Source organism: Streptomyces sp. NBC_01077 (assembly GCF_045162855.1).
Lineage (GTDB): Bacteria > Actinomycetota > Actinomycetes > Streptomycetales > Streptomycetaceae > Streptomyces.
This window is the reverse complement of the sequence record NZ_CP108669.1, coordinates 1,834,840-1,850,121: the sequence shown is the minus strand read 5'-3', so window position 1 is coordinate 1,850,121 and position 15,282 is coordinate 1,834,840. Positions and strand designations below refer to the sequence as shown.

Genomic DNA, 15,282 nt, shown 5'->3' with positions numbered 1-15,282 from the left:
GGAACGCATGGAACTCGTCCAGCAGAACCCCGACATCGCCGCCTACCTGGCCGCGAGCGAAGCCGTCGACCATGAGCATCCGACGGTCCGTGCCGTGGTGAACCACCTCTCCGGAGGGCACCCCGACGCATACGCATACGCCGAAGCGGCCTTCGCCTGCGTGCGCGACACCGTCCCGCACTCCGCTGACGCCGGCGACCCGCGCGTCACCTGGCGCGCCTCGGACGTCCTGGAGCAGCGCACCGGCATCTGCTACGCCAAGTCGATCGCGTACGCGGCGCTCCTGCGGGCCCGTGGCGTCCCGGCCGCCCTCTGCTACCAGCGGCTCGCCGACGACGACGGCTCGAACCCGGTGATCCACGGCCTCGTCGCCGTCCTGCTCCCCGGCGAACGGGCCTGGGCTCGTCAGGACGTACGTGGAAACAAGCCCGGCGTCGACGCCCAGTTCTCCCTGAGGGAGGAGCGGCTGGCGTGGAAGGTACGACCGGAGTGCAATGAAGTGGATTATCCAGTGCTCTATGCTGAACCACACCCGGCTGTTCTGGACGCGCTGCGCGCCGCACCCGACCGGCCGAACCTCTGGCGGACGCTCCCCACGGAGCTCTGACCTCGGACACCAGCGAACGGCGGATCATGAATCTCACGCTCACCGTCTCCGACGAGGTGCGCACCCTCGTACCCGGCTTCACCGCTCTGGTGATCGAGGCCCACGGGCTGATCAACGGCCCCAGCGATGACGCCAGTTCGGCCCTTCTCGACGAGGCCGCGCGGCGGCTCGCCGAGCGCCTCGACGGCCGGACCCCGGACCAGGACCCGCACATCGCCGCCTGGCGCGCCGCGTACACCGCGTTCGGCGCCAAGCCTTCCCGTACCCGCAACTCCGCGGAGGCGCTGGCCAGGCGCGCGCTCGCGGACGGTGGGCTGCCCCGGATCAACCGGCTCGTCGACGCCTACAACGCGGTCAGCGTCGCCCACCTCATCCCGGTCGGCGGAGAGGACCTGGGCAGGATCCGGGGCGCGATGCGTCTGGTCCGGGCCATCGGCGACGAGCCCTTCGTCACCATGGCGGGCGGGGCGGAGGCCGTGGAGCACCCCGAGCCGGGGGAGATCGTCTGGTGCGACGAGGAGGGCGTGACCTGCCGCCGCTGGAACTGGCGCCAGGGCCCCCGTACCCGCATCGACGACGACACCGTCGACGCGTTCTTCCTGCTTGAGGCGCTCGCCCCCATGACCGGGGAGGAGCTCCTCGCGGCCGGTGCCGAGCTGGCGGAGTCGCTGGAGAAGCTCAGCCCGGGGGTTCGGATCACCGTGCGGGATCCGGAGTAGATCGCCGTGCGGGACCGCGGTGGATCGCCATGCGGGACCCGCGGTGGATCACCGTCCGGGACCCGAGGTAACGGTTCTTCGTTCGAACGGTGCAGTGGCGCGCGTCCGCGCAGCCGTCAGCCCGCTTCCTTGACCTGGGCCGGCGTCGGAGCCGTACCCCCGAGGTGCGCGGGCACCCACCAGGTGTCGCTCGCGTCCTTGGGGCGCACCGGGTAGGCGCGCTGCGCGGCCTCCAGGAGCTCCTGGACGCGCTCGCGCAGCCGCCGCGTGATCGCGCCGGCGTACTGATCGGCGGGAGCCTCGACGGGCTCGCCGACACGGATCGTCACCGGGATGTGGCTGCGCTTGAAGTTGCGCGGACGGCCCTTGGTCCAGACGCGCTGCGTCCCCCAGAGTGCCATCGGGATGAGCGGAACCCCGGCCTCCTGGGCGAGGCGCGCCGCACCCGTCTTGAAGCCCTTGAGCGTGAACGACTGGGAGATGGTCGCCTCGGGGAAGACGCCGATGATCTCACCGGCCCGCAGCGACTCGAGCGCGTGCTTGTAGGCGTGCTCGCCCTGCGAACGGTCCACCGGGATGTGCTTCATGCCGCGCATCAGCGGCCCCGAGACCTTGTGCCGGAAGACCGAGTCCTTCGCCATGAAGCGCACGAGACGCTTCTGCGGCAGTGCGGCCAGGCCCGTGAAGATGAAGTCCAGATAGCTGATGTGGTTGCTGACGAGCACCGCGCCGCCCGTGCGCGGAATGTGCTCCGAACCCTGCGTGTCGATCTTCAGGTCGAGCGCCTTGAACATGGTCAGTGCGGCGCCGATGACCGGCCGATACACGAGTTCTGCCATCTGAGAGGAACCCTTCTTCTGTGCCTGGGGAGGGTTCTCCCGGCGGAAGTTACGCAGCCGTAGGTTTTCGGCTTTGGGCAGATCGTGCCCCATGTGGGCCGCCGTGACCAGTCCAGGCGGCTTCGTACAGGGAGATTCTCGTCACTCGCGGTGGTCGTGGCGGGAATCGAACGCTCCCGTGCGACGCTGCACCTCATGACAGGGTGCGAAAGAGAGAGGGGACAGGGGTGACCGAGGTGCTCGGACCGGACGCGCTCGGCGTCGAGCTGGGGGAGCGCGCCACCCTCGTCCAGTTCTCCACCGCCTTCTGCCAGCCCTGCCGGGCCACCCGCCGCACCCTCGCCGAGGTCGCCGCGATGGTGCCGGGCGTAGGGCATGTGGAGATCGACGCCGAGGAGCGGCTCGATCTCGTGCGCGCGCTCGGCATCGCCAGGACCCCCACCGTGCTGGTCCTCGACCGGACGGGCCGCGTCGTCCGCCGTGCCGCCGGACAGCCGCGCAAGGCGGACGTCATCGCCGCCCTGGGGCGGGCGGTCTGACGCGGTGACACTTCTCCCACATCGCGGTACGCACTTGACTGCACGCGGCAACGATCGTCACCCTGACGGTGTGCCCCCAGAACTCCTTCTCTACGGCCGGACCCACGTGGACCTGGCCCGCAACGCGAGCGCGCGCTGTCCGGGTGTCTGACCACCCCCGGACCTCTCTCATGCCTCCCTCGCAGAAGGACAACTCCATGACGGTCACGCCCGACCTCCGACTCGGCACCGTTCCCACGATCGGCGCACCCCGGCAGGCCTCGCCGGATCTGCTCCGCTCCGTCTTCCGCCGGCACGCGGCCGGTGTCGCGGTCGTCACCGCGCACGGGGAGCGCCCCGTCGGCTTCACGGCGACCTCGCTCAACTCCGTCGCCGCCGAACCCCCGCTGATCTCCTTCGGGGTGGGCACGACCTCCTCCAGCTGGCCCGTGCTCGCGGAGGCCGAGCACATCGGCGTGCACATACTCGGCGAGCACCAGCAGGAGCTGGCCGCCACCTTCGCGCGCAGCGGCGCCGACCGCTTCGGTGAGGGGACCCGCTGGAGCGTGGGACCCGAGGGCGTACCCGTACTCGACGGCGTACTCGCCTGGCTGGTCTGCCGCGTGGTGGCCAGGGTGCCGGCCGGCGACCACCGGATCGTGATCGCGCAGGCCGTCGCCGGAGACCCGGACGGGGCGGGCCGGCCGCTCCTCTACCACCACGGCCGCTTCAACGCGCTGCGCGACTGAGAGTTCCCCCGCCGCGCCGCTCTCCGCGCGTTGGGCAGATCACACGCTGAGCGCTTGCTTACTGGTAACAAACTGGGTGTACTGACGAGTAATATTTCGGTCGGGGCGTCCGGCGCCCCGACCGGAAACCCGCCCTTCAGGCGCCTATGCTGCGAGCAACAAGGCAGCCCAGTTATGACGATGCAGTAGGAGAGCCGGCGTGAGCTTGAGGATCGTTGTCTGTGTGAAGTACGTGCCCGACGCCACTGGCGACCGGCACTTCGCCGATGACCTGACCGTCGACCGCGACGACGTCGACGGCCTGCTGTCGGAGCTCGACGAGTACGCGGTCGAGCAGGCGCTCCAGATCGCCGAAGAGGCCGACGACGCCGAGGTCACCGTCCTCACCGTCGGCCCCGAGGACGCCAAGGACGCGCTGCGCAAGGCGCTGTCCATGGGCGCCGACAAGGCCGTCCACGTCGAGGACGACGATCTGCACGGCACCGACGTCATGGGCACCTCGCTCGTGCTCGCCAAGGCCATCGAGAAGACCGGTTACGACGTCGTCATCGCCGGTATGGCCTCCACCGACGGCACCATGGGTGTCCTCCCGGCGATCCTCGCCGAGCGTCTGGGCGTCCCGCAGGTCACGCTGCTCTCCGAGGTGAAGATCGAGGACGGCAAGGTGACCGGCCGTCGCGACGGCGACACCGCCTCCGAGCAGCTGGAGGCCTCCCTCCCGGCGGTCGTGTCCGTGACCGACCAGTCGGGCGAGGCGCGCTACCCCTCCTTCAAGGGCATCATGGCCGCCAAGAAGAAGCCGGTGGAGTCCCTGGACCTCTCCGACCTCGACATCGAGGCCGAGGAAGTGGGTCTCGAGGGTGCGTGGACCGCGGTCGACTCGGCCGCCGAGCGTCCGGCGCGCACCGCCGGCACGATCGTCAAGGACGAGGGCGAGGGCGGCAAGCAGCTCGCCGAGTTCCTCGCGGGCCAGAAGTTCATCTAAGGCTCGCGCGAGCCCCTCAGACCGCCCCTTTCGTTCGCAGGAGATTGAAGTCCCATGGCTGAGATTCTCGTCTACGTCGACCACGTCGACGGAGCCGTCCGCAAGCCCACCCTGGAGCTGCTGACCCTCGCCCGCCGTATCGGCGAGCCGGTCGCGCTCGCCCTCGGCAACGGCGCCGCCGACACCGCCGCCGTCCTGGCCGAGCACGGCGCGGTGAAGGTCCTGACCGCCGACGCCCCCGAGTTCACCGACTACCTCGTCGTCCCGAAGGTCGAGGCCCTCCAGGCCGCGTACGAGGCTGTCTCCCCGGCCGCCGTGCTCGTGCCGTCCTCCGCCGAGGGCAAGGAGATCGCGGCCCGCCTCGCGGTCCGCATCGGTTCGGGCATCATCACCGACGCCGTGGACCTGGAGGCCGGTGACGAGGGCCCGGTCGCGACGCAGTCCGCGTTCGCCGCCTCCTTCACCACCAAGTCCCGTGTCTCCAAGGGCACCCCGGTCATCACGGTCAAGCCGAACTCGGCTCCCGTCGAGGCCGCGCCGGCCGCCGGTGTCGTCGAGGCGCTCGCCGTCTCCTTCTCGGAGCAGGCGCACGGCACCAAGATCGTCGCCCGCACCCCGCGCGAGTCGACCGGCCGCCCGGAGCTGACCGAGGCCGCGATCGTGGTCTCCGGTGGCCGTGGCGTCAACGGTGCCGAGAACTTCGCGATCATCGAGGCCCTCGCCGACTCGCTCGGTGCCGCCGTCGGCGCCTCGCGTGCCGCGGTCGACGCCGGCTGGTACCCGCACTCCAACCAGGTCGGCCAGACCGGCAAGTCGGTGTCGCCGCAGCTGTACATCGCCTCCGGCATCTCCGGCGCGATCCAGCACCGCGCGGGCATGCAGACCTCGAAGACGATCGTCGCGATCAACAAGGACGCCGAGGCGCCGATCTTCGACCTGGTCGACTACGGCGTGGTGGGCGACCTCTTCGACGTCGTCCCGCAGCTGACCGAAGAGGTCAAGTCCCGCAAGGGCTGACTGACACCGCAGGTGTGACCTGCGCTTCTGTACGGTCCGGGGGCCGCGTGGTGATGATCACCGCGCGGCCCCCGGTCGTTTCGGACAGCCATTGACGCAGGTCCCGACGGACTACTAACTTCGCTATACGGATTGTTGATTCCGTGAAGCGGAAAATAGGAGGATGTGGGATGGGTCAGCAGGAGAAGGTGTCGACGAGCCTCGCGGGCGCGGTCAGCGAGGGCATCAGCGCCTCCCTCGCAGCGGTGGACGCCGAGCTGGACCGCCGCTACCCGGGAGACCCCGGCACCCGTCAGCCCGTCCACACCGTCTACGTCCCCGGCAACGTCTTCGAGGCCGGCACCATCCGCTCCTGGGGCGACCAGGCCCTCGCCGCCCTCGACGAGCACGCCCCCGACGCCGAGTCCTTCGCCGCCGTCCTCGGCCTCTCCGACGACCTCGCCGAGGACGTCTACGGCCGCGTGGTCGCCAAGCTGGAGCGCGAGCCCATCGAGGACCTCCGCGTCGACTTCGAGGACGGCTACGCCGGCGCCGACGAGGACCAGGACGCCGCCCGCGCCGCCCGGCTGATCTCGGAGGCGTACCGGAACGGCACGGCCGCCCCGTACATGGGCATCCGGATGAAGTGCATGGAGTCCGCGGTGCGCGACCGGGGCATCCGCACCACCGACGTCTTCCTCACCGGCCTCCTGGAGAACGGCGGCCTTCCCGACGGGCTCGTCCTCACCCTCCCCAAGGTCACCTACCCCGAGCAGGTCTCCGCCTTCGTCCGCCTCCTGGAGGCCTTCGAGAAGGCGCACGGCCTCGACGCCGGCCGCCTCGGCTTCGAGATCCAGATCGAGACCAGCCAGTCCATCCTCGCCACCGACGGCACCGCCGCCGTCGCCCGCATGATCGGCGCCGCCGAGGGCCGCGCGACCGGACTGCACTACGGCACCTTCGACTACAGCGCCTGCCTCGGCGTCTCCGCCGCCTACCAGGCCAGCGACCACCCGGCCGCCGACCACGCCAAGGCGATCATGCAGGTCGCCGCCGCCGGCACCGGCGTCCGCGTCTCCGACGGCTCCACGAACGTCCTCCCCGTCGGCACCACCGAGCACGTCCACGAGGCCTGGCGCCTGCACTACGGCCTCACCCGCCGTGCCCTCGCCCGCGCCTACTACCAGGGCTGGGACATGCACCCCGGCCACATCCCCACCCGGTACGCCGCCGTCTTCGCCTTCTACCGCGAGGGCTTCGAGGCCGCCGCCAAGCGGCTCTCCGCGTACGCCAACCACGCGGGCGGCGACGTCATGGACGAGCCCGCCACCGCCAAGGCCCTCAGCTCCTACCTGCTGCGCGGCATCGACTGCGGCGCCCTCGACACCGCCGAGGTCGACGCCCTCACCGGCATGAACCGCGCCGCCCTCGACCGCTTCGCCGCACCGCGCCGAGGCGACCTGACGGCCTCGGCCGAGTAGCGGCGACACCGTCCGGGCCGCCGGGGCGGCGGCCTGGAACAGTCGTCGCTCAGACGGCCGGCGGCGGGATCTCGCCCGAACCGCGGGCCAGGAACGTCGTGCCGAGCACCACCCGCTCCGGCGCGTCGTCGACTCCGTCAAGGCGCCGGAACAGGCGTTCCGCCGCCGTCCGGCCCAACGCGGCCGCGTCCTGGGCGATGACCGTGATGCCGAGCAGGTCGGCCAGCTCCATGTCGTCGAAGCCGACCAGGGCCACCGGCCGCGGGTGCCCGGCCAGGGCGCGGACCACCGTGACCATCACCCGGTTGTTCCCCGCGAACAGCGCCGTCACCGGCTCCGGCGCCGCCAGCATCTCCCGTACGGCCGTCCTCACCCGCTCCGGCTCCGTGGAGCCCAGCGAGACCCAGGCGTCGTCCACCGGCAGGCCCGCGTCCTCCATCGCCGTGCGGTAGCCGCGCAGCCGCTCGGACGCGGTGTGGATACGGGGGCGGTCGCCGATGAAGCCGATCCGGCGGTGCCCGTGGGCGATCAGATGGGCCACGCCGTCGCGCGCCCCGCCGAAGCTGTCGGAGAGCACGGCGTCGGCGTCGATCAGGCCGGCCGGGCGGTCGACGAAGACGGTGGCGACGCCCGCCCTGATCTCCGGCTCCAGGTAGCGGTGGTCGTCGCCGGCGGGGATGACGATCAGGCCGTCCACCCGGCGCGCGCACAGGGCGAGCGCCAACTCCTGCTCCCGGGCCGGGTCCTCGGCGCTGGAACCGTTGATGAGGAGGGCCCCGTGCGCCCGTGCGACCTCCTCGACGGCCCGGCTGAGCGGCCCGTAGAACGGGTCGGCGAGATCCTCCAGGACGAGGCCGACGGTCGCTGTCCTGCCCTTGCGCAGGACCCGCGCACTGTCGTTACGGCGGAAGCCGAGGATCTCGATGGCCTCCTGGACCCGCCGCTCGGTGTCCGGGGTGACCCCGGGCTCGCCGTTCACGACCCGGGACACCGTTTTCAGGCCGACGCCCGCGCGCGCGGCGACGTCCTTCATCGTGGGCCGGTTGCCGTAGCGGTGCTCGGTGCGGCGGGCGATGTCGGCCACGGTGCGCGGTTCCTCCGTCGAAGATCGGGTCGTCCGGGCGAAGAGCGGTTCGGCCGGGCGTACAGCGGTGTCTGATCGACTCCTTGGCCGAAGCATAGGGCCTGGACAACGTTGTCACGGGAGGGGAGACTGTACGGAACGGACACGAAAGAACACGGTTCCGTCCGCCTGTCGCCGACTGGAGACCCCGCGCCCATGCACACCGATCCCGCCACGGGCCCCGCCGACGGACTCGCCGTCGCCCTCGACGTCGGGGGCACCAAGATCGCCGGCGCTCTGGTCGACGGCGAGGGACGCATTCGCGTCCGCTCCCAGCGGCCCACGCCCGCGCATGAGGACGGCGAGACGGTGATGCGCGCGGTCGAGGACGTGCTCGCCGACCTCGCGGGCTCGCCCCTGTGGGAGGCCGCCGGGGCCGTCGGCATCGGCAGCGCGGGACCGGTCGACGCGTACCGGGGGACCGTCAGCCCGGTCAACGTGCCCGGCTGGCGCGACTACCCGCTCGTCGAACGGGTCCACAAGGCGGCGGGCGGACGGCCCGTCACCCTCGTCGGCGACGGCGTCGCCATGACGGCCGCCGAACACTGGCTCGGCGCGGCCCGGGGCCACGACAACGCCCTCTGCCTCGTGGTCTCCACGGGCGTCGGCGGCGGCCTCGTCCTCGACGGACAGGTCCACCCCGGCCCCACCGGCAACGCCGGTCACATCGGACACATGGTGGTCGACATGAACGGCGAGCCCTGCGCCTGCGGCGGGCGCGGCTGCGTCGAACGCATCGCCAGCGGCCCGCACATCGCCCGCCGCGCCCTGGAGAACGGCTGGCGCCCGGGGGCCGACGGCGATGTCTCCGCCGCCGGCGTGGCCGCCGCCGCGCACGCGGGGGACCCGGTCGCCATCGCCTCGTTCGAGCGGGCCGCCCAGGCCCTCGCGGCGGGCATCGCCGCGACGGCGGCCCTCGTCGAGATCGACATCGCGGTCGTCGGCGGCGGGGTGGCGGGCGCCGGAGAGGTCCTCTTCGCTCCGCTCCGGCGCGGCCTCGCCACGTACGCCACGCTCGACTTCGTCCGGAACCTGACCGTCGTCCCGGCCCTCACGGGCACCGACGCGGGTCTCCTCGGCGCCGCCGCGGCGGCATCGCGCGCGGTGGGCGGGGGAGCGCGGGCGGGCGGGGCGTCCTGAACGAGGGGCGGTCGAAGCCCGGTTCACTCCTCCCGCACCCGCTCCGGCGTCCGCTGTTCGACGATCACCAGGAACGTGTCGGACGCCAGGTCCATGACGACCCGGGCCGGCACCCCCTCGTCGCGTCGCGCCCCGGCGAACTCCTCCGCCGGCCAACTGCCCCGCGGGCCGCCGGCCGGAAAACGTTCGAGAACCCTACGACTCATTCTCCGCACCCCCTCGTGCTTGCCGTTCTCAACGACACCCGTGCGGAAGTGTCACGCACATGCCCAAGGGGACGCATATGCCGGGCCATGGGTTCGGGGTTTTCGTGGCAGGGTGTTGCGGGCAAGCCACAGGGGGCTGTCGAAGAGGGGGAATCGTGATCGTCTGGATCAACGGTACGTTCGGCGCGGGGAAGTCCAGCACCGCGCGCGAGCTGGTCGATCTGATCCCGAACAGCACGCTGTACGACCCCGAGGTCACGGGTGGGGGGCTGCGCGGCCTCCTTCCGGCCAAGCGGCTCGCCGAGGTCGAGGACTACCAGGACCTGCCGATCTGGCGGCGCCTGGTGGTCGACACCGCCGCCGCCCTGCTCGCCGAGGTCGGCGGTGTCCTGGTCGTCCCCATGACCCTGCTGCGGCAGGAGTACCGGGACGAGATCTTCGGTGGGCTCGCCGCCCGCCGCATCGACGTACGGCATGTGCTGCTCGCCCCGGAGGAAACGATCCTGCGGCAGCGGATCGACGGCAGGTCGGAGTACGGCGACCCCGAGACCGACGCCCGCGTCCGCGAGTGGTGCCACGGCCACGTCGCGCCCTACCGCGCCGCGCTCGACTGGCTCACCGCCGACGCGTACGTCGTCGACACCTCGGCGCTCACCGTGGCCGAGGCCGCCCGGTCCGTCGCCGACGCGGTCCGGGCCGGCCACGCCGCCCCCTGCGGCATCGTCCAGACCCCCGAACCGACGGGCGAGACCCTCGCGGCCGGAGTCCTGCTCTTCGACGAACAGGACCGCTTCCTGCTCGTCGACCCCACCTACAAACCCGGTTGGGAGTTCCCCGGTGGCGTCGTCGAGCCCGGCGAACCCCCGGCCCGCGCCGGAATACGCGAGGTGGCCGAGGAGATAGGCCTCGAACTCGACGCCGTACCCCGCCTCCTGCTCGTCGACTGGGAACGCCCCCGGCCCCCCGGCTACGGCGGACTCCGCCTCCTCTTCGACGGCGGCACGCTCGGCCCCGCCGAGACGGAGCGCCTCCACCTCCCCGGCGCCGAACTCCGCGACTGGCGCTTCGTCACCGAGGAGGAGGCCGCCGACCTCCTGCCCCCCGTCCGCTACCGCCGCCTCCGCTGGGCCCTGCGCGCGCGTGAACGCGGCACGGTGCTCAACCTGGAGGCGGGAGACCCGGTGGGCTGACCGCCGGAGCGGTCACTGGCGGAGGCGTCGAGACGGGCCCGGCCGAGGGCGGCCGACGGAGAGGCTTCGCCCTACGGTGAACCCGTCCGGTGAACCGTCCGGTGAACCCATACGGCGAAGCCGACGCTCCGTCAGCCCTGCTTCGAGCGCGCGTAGTTGAGGAGGAAGTGCGCCTCGGCCACCGACAGGCGCTCCAGCTCCTCCGGCGAGACGGACTCGTTGGGCGCGTGGATCTGCGCCTCCGGCTCGCTCAGCCCGATCAGCAGGATCTCCGACTCCGGGTACAGCGTGGCCAGCGTGTTGCACAGCGGGATCGAGCCGCCCATGCCCGCCGTCTGCATCTCCTGACCGGGGTACGCGACCCGCATCGCCTCGGCCATCGACGCGTACGCCGGGCTCGACGTGTCCGCCTGGAACGGCTGGCCCTGGCCGACCTGCTCCAGGGACACGCGGGCGTTCCACGGCGTGTGCTTCTCGATGTGCGCGAACAGCAGCTTCGTCGCCTCGGCCGCGTCCTGGCCCGGCGGCACCCGCAGGCTCAGCTGGGCACGCGCCGACGACGGGATCGACGGGGTCGCCCCGGCCACCGGGTGGCAGTCGATGCCGATGACGGTGACGGCAGGACGGGCCCAGATCCGGTCGGCGACCGTACCGGCTCCCGGCAGCGCCACGCCGGCGAGGACCTTGGCGTCCTGACGGAAGTCCTCCTCCGGGTACTGCAGGCCCTCCCACACCGTGTCGCCCGGCAGCCCGTCGATGACGGTCGAACCGTCCGGGCCACGCAGCGAGTCGAGTACGCGGATCATCGCGGCCAGCGCGTCCGGCGCGGCGCCGCCGAACTGACCGGAGTGCAGGTTGCCCTCCAGGGTGTCGATCTGCACCCGGATCATCGTCATGCCGCGCAGGGTCGCGGTCACCGTCGGCAGCCCCACCCGGAAGTTGCCCGCGTCGCCGATCACGATGGCATCGGAGGCGAGCAGTTCGGGGTGCTGCTCGGCGTACCGCTCCAGACCGCCGGTGCCCTGCTCCTCCGAACCCTCGACGATCACCTTGACCGTCACGGGAATGCCACCGTTCGCCTTGAGGGCGCGCAGCGCGAGCAGGTGCAGGACGAACCCGCCCTTGCAGTCGGCCGTGCCACGCCCGTACCAGCGCCCGTCCCGCTCCGTCAGCTCGAACGGCGGGCTGAGCCAGGCGGACTCGTCCAGCTTCGGCTGCACGTCGTAGTGCGCGTAGAGAAGGACGGTCGGCGCGCCCGCCGGGCCGGGCAGGATGCCGTACACCGCCTGCGAACCGTCCGGGGTGTCGAGCAGCGCCACGTCCTGGAAGTCCTCGGCGCGCAGGGCGTCCGCGACCCAGTTGGCGGCGCCCTCGCACTCGCTGCGGGGGGCCACGGCCTCGTCCGCCACCGACTCGAAGGCCACCAGCTCCGTGAGCTCGGCCTTGGCTCGGGGCATCAGGGACCGGACGGTCTCGGCGATCGGATTCGAGGTCATGGGCACGCTCCTGATGGGTGCGACGTTTACGACGTAAGGACGGCGTTCGGCGTATGTCGTGGTACGGCGAACGCACCGCCGATCCTACGGCGCGGGCCTCTGGCTACCGCGCCGTAGGATGCGTCAGGAGCAGACCACCGGTCGGATCAGGAGCAGAAGCACATCGTGAGCAGCGAGCAAGCGGAGAACGCCGGTCCGGAGAACACCGCGCCCGAAGGTGCGGCTCCTGAGGGCATCGGTGTGGAGGCGACGACGGACGCCGGCCCGGACGCGGGGGCGATCGAGGCCGACGAGTTCGGGGTCGAGGCCGACGAGGTGACGGACGAGGCCGGCGTCGAGGCCGCGTACGAGGTCACGGACGCGGTGACCGCGCACGTCGCGGACGACGGACCGTCCGACGAGGAGGCCGGGGACGCCGAGGTCTGGGACGTCGTGGTCGTCGGCGCGGGACCGGCGGGCGCGTCCGCGGCCTACGCGGCGGCGGTGGCCGGACGACGGGTGCTGCTCCTGGAGAAGTCGGAGCTGCCCCGGTACAAGACCTGCGGCGGCGGCATCATCGGCCCCTCCCGCGACTGCCTGCCGCCCGGCTTCGAACTGCCCCTGCAGGACCGGGTGCACGCCGTCACCTTCTCCCTGGACGGACGTTTCGCCCGCACCCGCCGCTCGCGGAAGATGCTCTTCGGACTCATCAACCGCCCGGAGTTCGACGCCCAGCTCGTCGAGCATGCCCAGAAGGCCGGCGCCGAGCTGCGGACCGGGGTCACGGTGACCCGCGTGGAGCAGCACGGCCCGGCGGTCCCGGACCGGCGGACCGTCGCCGTGGTCCTCGCCGACGGCGAGACCGTGCTCGCGCGCGCGGTCGTCGGTGCCGACGGCAGTGCCAGCCGGATAGGCGCTCACGTCGGGGTGAAGCTCGGTCAGGTCGACCTGGGTCTCGAGGCGGAGATCCCGGTACCGCCGTCCGTGGCGGAGGACTGGAAGGGCCGTGTCCTCATCGACTGGGGCCCGATGCCCGGCAGTTACGGGTGGGTCTTCCCGAAGGGCGACACCCTGACCGTCGGCGTCATCTCGGCGCGCGGCGAGGGCGCCGCCACCAAGCGGTACATGGAGGACTTCGTCGCCCGGCTCGGCCTGTCCGGCTTCGAGCCCACGATCTCCTCCGGCCACCTGACCCGCTGCCGCACCGACGACTCGCCGCTCTCCCGCGGCCGGGTCCTCGTCTGCGGCGACGCGGCCGGGCTCCTGGAGCCGTGGACGCGTGAGGGCATCTCGTACGCCCTCCGCTCGGGCCGGCTCGCCGGCGAGTGGGCGGTACGGGTCGCCGAGGCCAACGACGCGGTCGACGCCCGGCGCCAGGCCCTGAACTACGCGTTCGCCATCAAGGCCGGGCTCGGTGTCGAGATGGCCGTCGGCCGACGGATGCTCGCCGTCTTCGAGCGGCGGCCGGGGCTGCTGCACGCGACGCTCACGGGTCTGCGTCCGGCCTGGAACGCGTTCGCGGACATCACCCGGGGCTCGGCGACGCTCGGCGGCATGGTCCGCTCGAACGGCATGGCCCGGCGGGCCATCGAGATCCTCGACAAGCGTATGGACACCTCGACGGGTGTCGGCCCGGTGGGCCGGGGGGTCGGCCGGCAGGAGAAGCAGGCGCCGGAGGCCGATCGGGAGGGGGCGAAGGCCTCCGGGGCCACCGAGAACGCCGGGACCACCAAGGACCTCGCGACCACCAAGGAATCCGGGACTGCCAGGGACTCCGGGACGCCCGGGAGTTCGGAGACCTCCGGGACGCCGGAGGCCCCGGAAGTGGTCTGAGGGGTACATCCAGAGGGACAGCGGACGGACGGGCTCCGCCGCCTCCGCCGGTTCACGCGGCAGGGGTGGTGGGGCCCGTCGGCGTGACGCGGAAGACGGGGTGCTTCGGGGCGATGGCCCGCAGTTCCTCGTCGGAGGAGTCGGGGCCGACGCCGCCGAAGAAGACGCCGACCTCGGCCTTCCAGCGCTTGAGGTAGGCGCGCAGCAGCGCGGGCTTGTCGTCGTCGGCCACCTCGACGGCCGTGAAGTCCTGCACGTGCTTGCCGAGGATCAGCCGGCCGCCACCGGCGGCCCGCATGTTGTGGGTCCACTGGACATGGCCGCGGGGGGCCACCAGGTAGCGGACGCCGTCCACCGTGAGGAGGTTGACGGGGGTCCGGCGCCACTCGCCGCTCTTGCGGCCGCGGACGGCGAGCACGCGGGAACCCCAGACGCTGATGCCGCGTCGGGTCATCCAGGCGACGGTGCGGTTGAGGACGTTCACCGTGAGCCAGCCGGGCTTCATGACGTGGGCGGCGGGGTCGGAGCCATTGCCGGTGGAGACGGTGGGCCGGTCGGACATGGGGTTCCTCCTGTGGAATCAACGGGCGGCTGCTGACCGCCGGAGCAAACTGTGAGCACTGCTCTCGCTTGAGATCAGTGTGCATGAATCGCCGCTCGCAATCAAGAGCAGTGCTCTCACTTCAGATCGATGCTCTGAAAGTGGTTACACTGATCTCCATGACCACCGTTCAAGGAGCCCGGGCCCGCGCCCGTATCGAGATCACCGCCGCCATCAAGGACGAGGCCCGCGCGCAGCTCGCCGCGGAAGGCGCCGCCAAGCTGTCCCTGCGGGCCGTCGCCCGTGAGCTGGGCATGGTGTCCTCCGCGCTCTACCGCTATTTCCCGAGCCGCGACGACCTGCTCACCGCCCTGATCGTGGACGCGTACGACGCCATCGGCGCCGCCGCCGAACAGGCCGCCGCGGAGAAGGCCGAGCAGAGCCCGCTGGACCGCTGGACCGCGGTCTGCCGGGCGGTCCGCGCCTGGGCCGTCGCCCACCCGCACGAGTACGCCCTGATCTACGGCTCCCCGGTGCCCGGCTACAGCGCGCCCCAGGACACCGTCGTCCCCGCCTCCCGCGTCGGGCTCGTCCTCATCGAGACCGCGCGCAGCGCGCACACCGGCGAGGGTGTCGCCCTCCCCCCGCTCCCGGAAGGGCTCCGTCCCGAGGCCGCCCGCCTGGCCGCCGACCTCGGGCCGGACCTCCCTCCGGCCCTCGCGGTCGCGCTCGTGGCCGCCTGGTCGCAGCTGTTCGGCCTCGTCTCCTTCGAGGTGTTCGGCCACTTCCACAACATCGTCGAGGACCGCGACACCTTCTTCGCGACGGCGGCCCGCCGCCTCGGCCAGGACGTCGGCCTGCTGCCGCGCGGCTAGGGCGT

Annotated in this window: 16 protein-coding genes; 11 read left to right on the top strand and 5 right to left on the bottom strand. The window is 72.1% G+C overall.

Features of this window, described 5'->3' with window-relative positions; genetic code table 11:
• The first annotated feature begins 7 nt into the window (after window positions 1–7).
• Both OG462_RS08090 and OG462_RS08085 read left to right on the top strand, forming a co-directional pair.
• The gene (locus OG462_RS08090; RefSeq protein WP_406066422.1) at window positions 8–607 is read left to right on the top strand and encodes a transglutaminase family protein; all 600 of its coding nucleotides are present in this window, start codon (window positions 8–10) and stop codon (window positions 605–607) included.
• A gap of 26 nt (window positions 608–633) precedes the next feature.
• Entirely contained in the window at window positions 634–1,326 is a 693-nt protein-coding gene (locus OG462_RS08085; RefSeq protein ID WP_406055873.1) for a B3/4 domain-containing protein, read from the top strand.
• A gap of 116 nt (window positions 1,327–1,442) precedes the next feature.
• Here OG462_RS08085 and OG462_RS08080 read toward each other — a convergent pair whose 3' ends face one another.
• A complete protein-coding gene (locus OG462_RS08080) occupies window positions 1,443–2,165 on the bottom strand; it encodes a lysophospholipid acyltransferase family protein (RefSeq protein WP_406055871.1) in 723 nt (240 codons plus the stop codon).
• A gap of 227 nt (window positions 2,166–2,392) precedes the next feature.
• On the opposite strand from OG462_RS08080, the gene OG462_RS08075 reads away from it, so the two are divergent.
• From OG462_RS08075 to OG462_RS08055, 5 genes are all read left to right on the top strand, one after another.
• On the top strand, window positions 2,393–2,704 hold the full coding sequence (locus OG462_RS08075; RefSeq protein ID WP_406055869.1) for a TlpA family protein disulfide reductase: 312 nt from the start codon (window positions 2,393–2,395) through the stop codon (window positions 2,702–2,704).
• A 197-nt stretch (window positions 2,705–2,901) separates the two neighbouring features.
• Window positions 2,902–3,432: a flavin reductase family protein gene (locus OG462_RS08070; RefSeq protein ID WP_406055867.1), complete on the top strand. Its 531-nt coding sequence runs from the start codon at window positions 2,902–2,904 to the stop codon at window positions 3,430–3,432.
• A 199-nt stretch (window positions 3,433–3,631) separates the two neighbouring features.
• On the top strand, window positions 3,632–4,417 hold the full coding sequence (locus OG462_RS08065; protein ID WP_406055866.1) for an electron transfer flavoprotein subunit beta/FixA family protein: 786 nt from the start codon (window positions 3,632–3,634) through the stop codon (window positions 4,415–4,417).
• 54 nt (window positions 4,418–4,471) lie between these two features.
• Window positions 4,472–5,434, top strand: coding sequence for an electron transfer flavoprotein subunit alpha/FixB family protein (locus OG462_RS08060; protein WP_406055864.1), 963 nt, complete (start codon window positions 4,472–4,474; stop codon window positions 5,432–5,434).
• 170 nt (window positions 5,435–5,604) lie between these two features.
• The gene (locus tag OG462_RS08055; RefSeq protein ID WP_406055862.1) at window positions 5,605–6,894 is read left to right on the top strand and encodes a DUF6986 family protein; all 1,290 of its coding nucleotides are present in this window, start codon (window positions 5,605–5,607) and stop codon (window positions 6,892–6,894) included.
• Between the two features lie 49 nt (window positions 6,895–6,943).
• On the opposite strand, the gene OG462_RS08050 is transcribed toward OG462_RS08055, so the two are convergent.
• Window positions 6,944–7,978, bottom strand: coding sequence for a LacI family DNA-binding transcriptional regulator (locus OG462_RS08050; RefSeq protein ID WP_406055861.1), 1,035 nt, complete (start codon window positions 7,976–7,978; stop codon window positions 6,944–6,946).
• 195 nt (window positions 7,979–8,173) lie between these two features.
• Between OG462_RS08050 and OG462_RS08045 the strand changes: the two genes are divergently transcribed.
• Entirely contained in the window at window positions 8,174–9,157 is a 984-nt protein-coding gene (locus OG462_RS08045; protein WP_406055859.1) for an ROK family protein, read from the top strand.
• Between the two features lie 23 nt (window positions 9,158–9,180).
• Here OG462_RS08045 and OG462_RS08040 read toward each other — a convergent pair whose 3' ends face one another.
• The gene (locus OG462_RS08040; protein WP_406055857.1) at window positions 9,181–9,363 is read right to left on the bottom strand and encodes a hypothetical protein; all 183 of its coding nucleotides are present in this window, start codon (window positions 9,361–9,363) and stop codon (window positions 9,181–9,183) included.
• Window positions 9,364–9,518: 155 nt separating this feature from the next.
• On the opposite strand from OG462_RS08040, the gene OG462_RS08035 reads away from it, so the two are divergent.
• Window positions 9,519–10,553 (top strand): NUDIX domain-containing protein, encoded by a 1,035-nt coding sequence (locus OG462_RS08035; RefSeq protein WP_406055856.1) that lies wholly within the window; start codon window positions 9,519–9,521, stop codon window positions 10,551–10,553.
• Between the two features lie 131 nt (window positions 10,554–10,684).
• Here OG462_RS08035 and OG462_RS08030 read toward each other — a convergent pair whose 3' ends face one another.
• Window positions 10,685–12,049, bottom strand: coding sequence for a dipeptidase (locus tag OG462_RS08030; RefSeq protein WP_406055854.1), 1,365 nt, complete (start codon window positions 12,047–12,049; stop codon window positions 10,685–10,687).
• A 363-nt stretch (window positions 12,050–12,412) separates the two neighbouring features.
• Between OG462_RS08030 and OG462_RS08025 the strand changes: the two genes are divergently transcribed.
• Window positions 12,413–13,861: a geranylgeranyl reductase family protein gene (locus tag OG462_RS08025; RefSeq protein WP_406066420.1), complete on the top strand. Its 1,449-nt coding sequence runs from the start codon at window positions 12,413–12,415 to the stop codon at window positions 13,859–13,861.
• Between the two features lie 52 nt (window positions 13,862–13,913).
• On the opposite strand, the gene OG462_RS08020 is transcribed toward OG462_RS08025, so the two are convergent.
• Window positions 13,914–14,423 (bottom strand): nitroreductase family deazaflavin-dependent oxidoreductase, encoded by a 510-nt coding sequence (locus OG462_RS08020; protein WP_406055852.1) that lies wholly within the window; start codon window positions 14,421–14,423, stop codon window positions 13,914–13,916.
• Window positions 14,424–14,581: 158 nt separating this feature from the next.
• On the opposite strand from OG462_RS08020, the gene OG462_RS08015 reads away from it, so the two are divergent.
• Window positions 14,582–15,277, top strand: coding sequence for a TetR/AcrR family transcriptional regulator (locus OG462_RS08015; RefSeq protein ID WP_406055850.1), 696 nt, complete (start codon window positions 14,582–14,584; stop codon window positions 15,275–15,277).
• The last annotated feature ends 5 nt before the right edge of the window (window positions 15,278–15,282 follow it).

Coding starts and splice junctions, on each gene's coding strand:
- OG462_RS08090 (WP_406066422.1), top strand. CDS start 8: ATGGAACTCGTCCAGCAGAACCCCGACATCGCCGCCTACCTGGCCGCG.
- OG462_RS08060 (WP_406055864.1), top strand. CDS start 4,472: ATGGCTGAGATTCTCGTCTACGTCGACCACGTCGACGGAGCCGTCCGC.
- OG462_RS08040 (WP_406055857.1), bottom strand. CDS start 9,363: ATGAGTCGTAGGGTTCTCGAACGTTTTCCGGCCGGCGGCCCGCGGGGC.
- OG462_RS08045 (WP_406055859.1), top strand. CDS start 8,174: ATGCACACCGATCCCGCCACGGGCCCCGCCGACGGACTCGCCGTCGCC.
- OG462_RS08080 (WP_406055871.1), bottom strand. CDS start 2,165: ATGGCAGAACTCGTGTATCGGCCGGTCATCGGCGCCGCACTGACCATG.
- OG462_RS08055 (WP_406055862.1), top strand. CDS start 5,605: ATGGGTCAGCAGGAGAAGGTGTCGACGAGCCTCGCGGGCGCGGTCAGC.
- OG462_RS08085 (WP_406055873.1), top strand. CDS start 634: ATGAATCTCACGCTCACCGTCTCCGACGAGGTGCGCACCCTCGTACCC.
- OG462_RS08020 (WP_406055852.1), bottom strand. CDS start 14,423: ATGTCCGACCGGCCCACCGTCTCCACCGGCAATGGCTCCGACCCCGCC.
- OG462_RS08070 (WP_406055867.1), top strand. CDS start 2,902: ATGACGGTCACGCCCGACCTCCGACTCGGCACCGTTCCCACGATCGGC.
- OG462_RS08030 (WP_406055854.1), bottom strand. CDS start 12,049: ATGACCTCGAATCCGATCGCCGAGACCGTCCGGTCCCTGATGCCCCGA.
- OG462_RS08015 (WP_406055850.1), top strand. CDS start 14,582: ATGACCACCGTTCAAGGAGCCCGGGCCCGCGCCCGTATCGAGATCACC.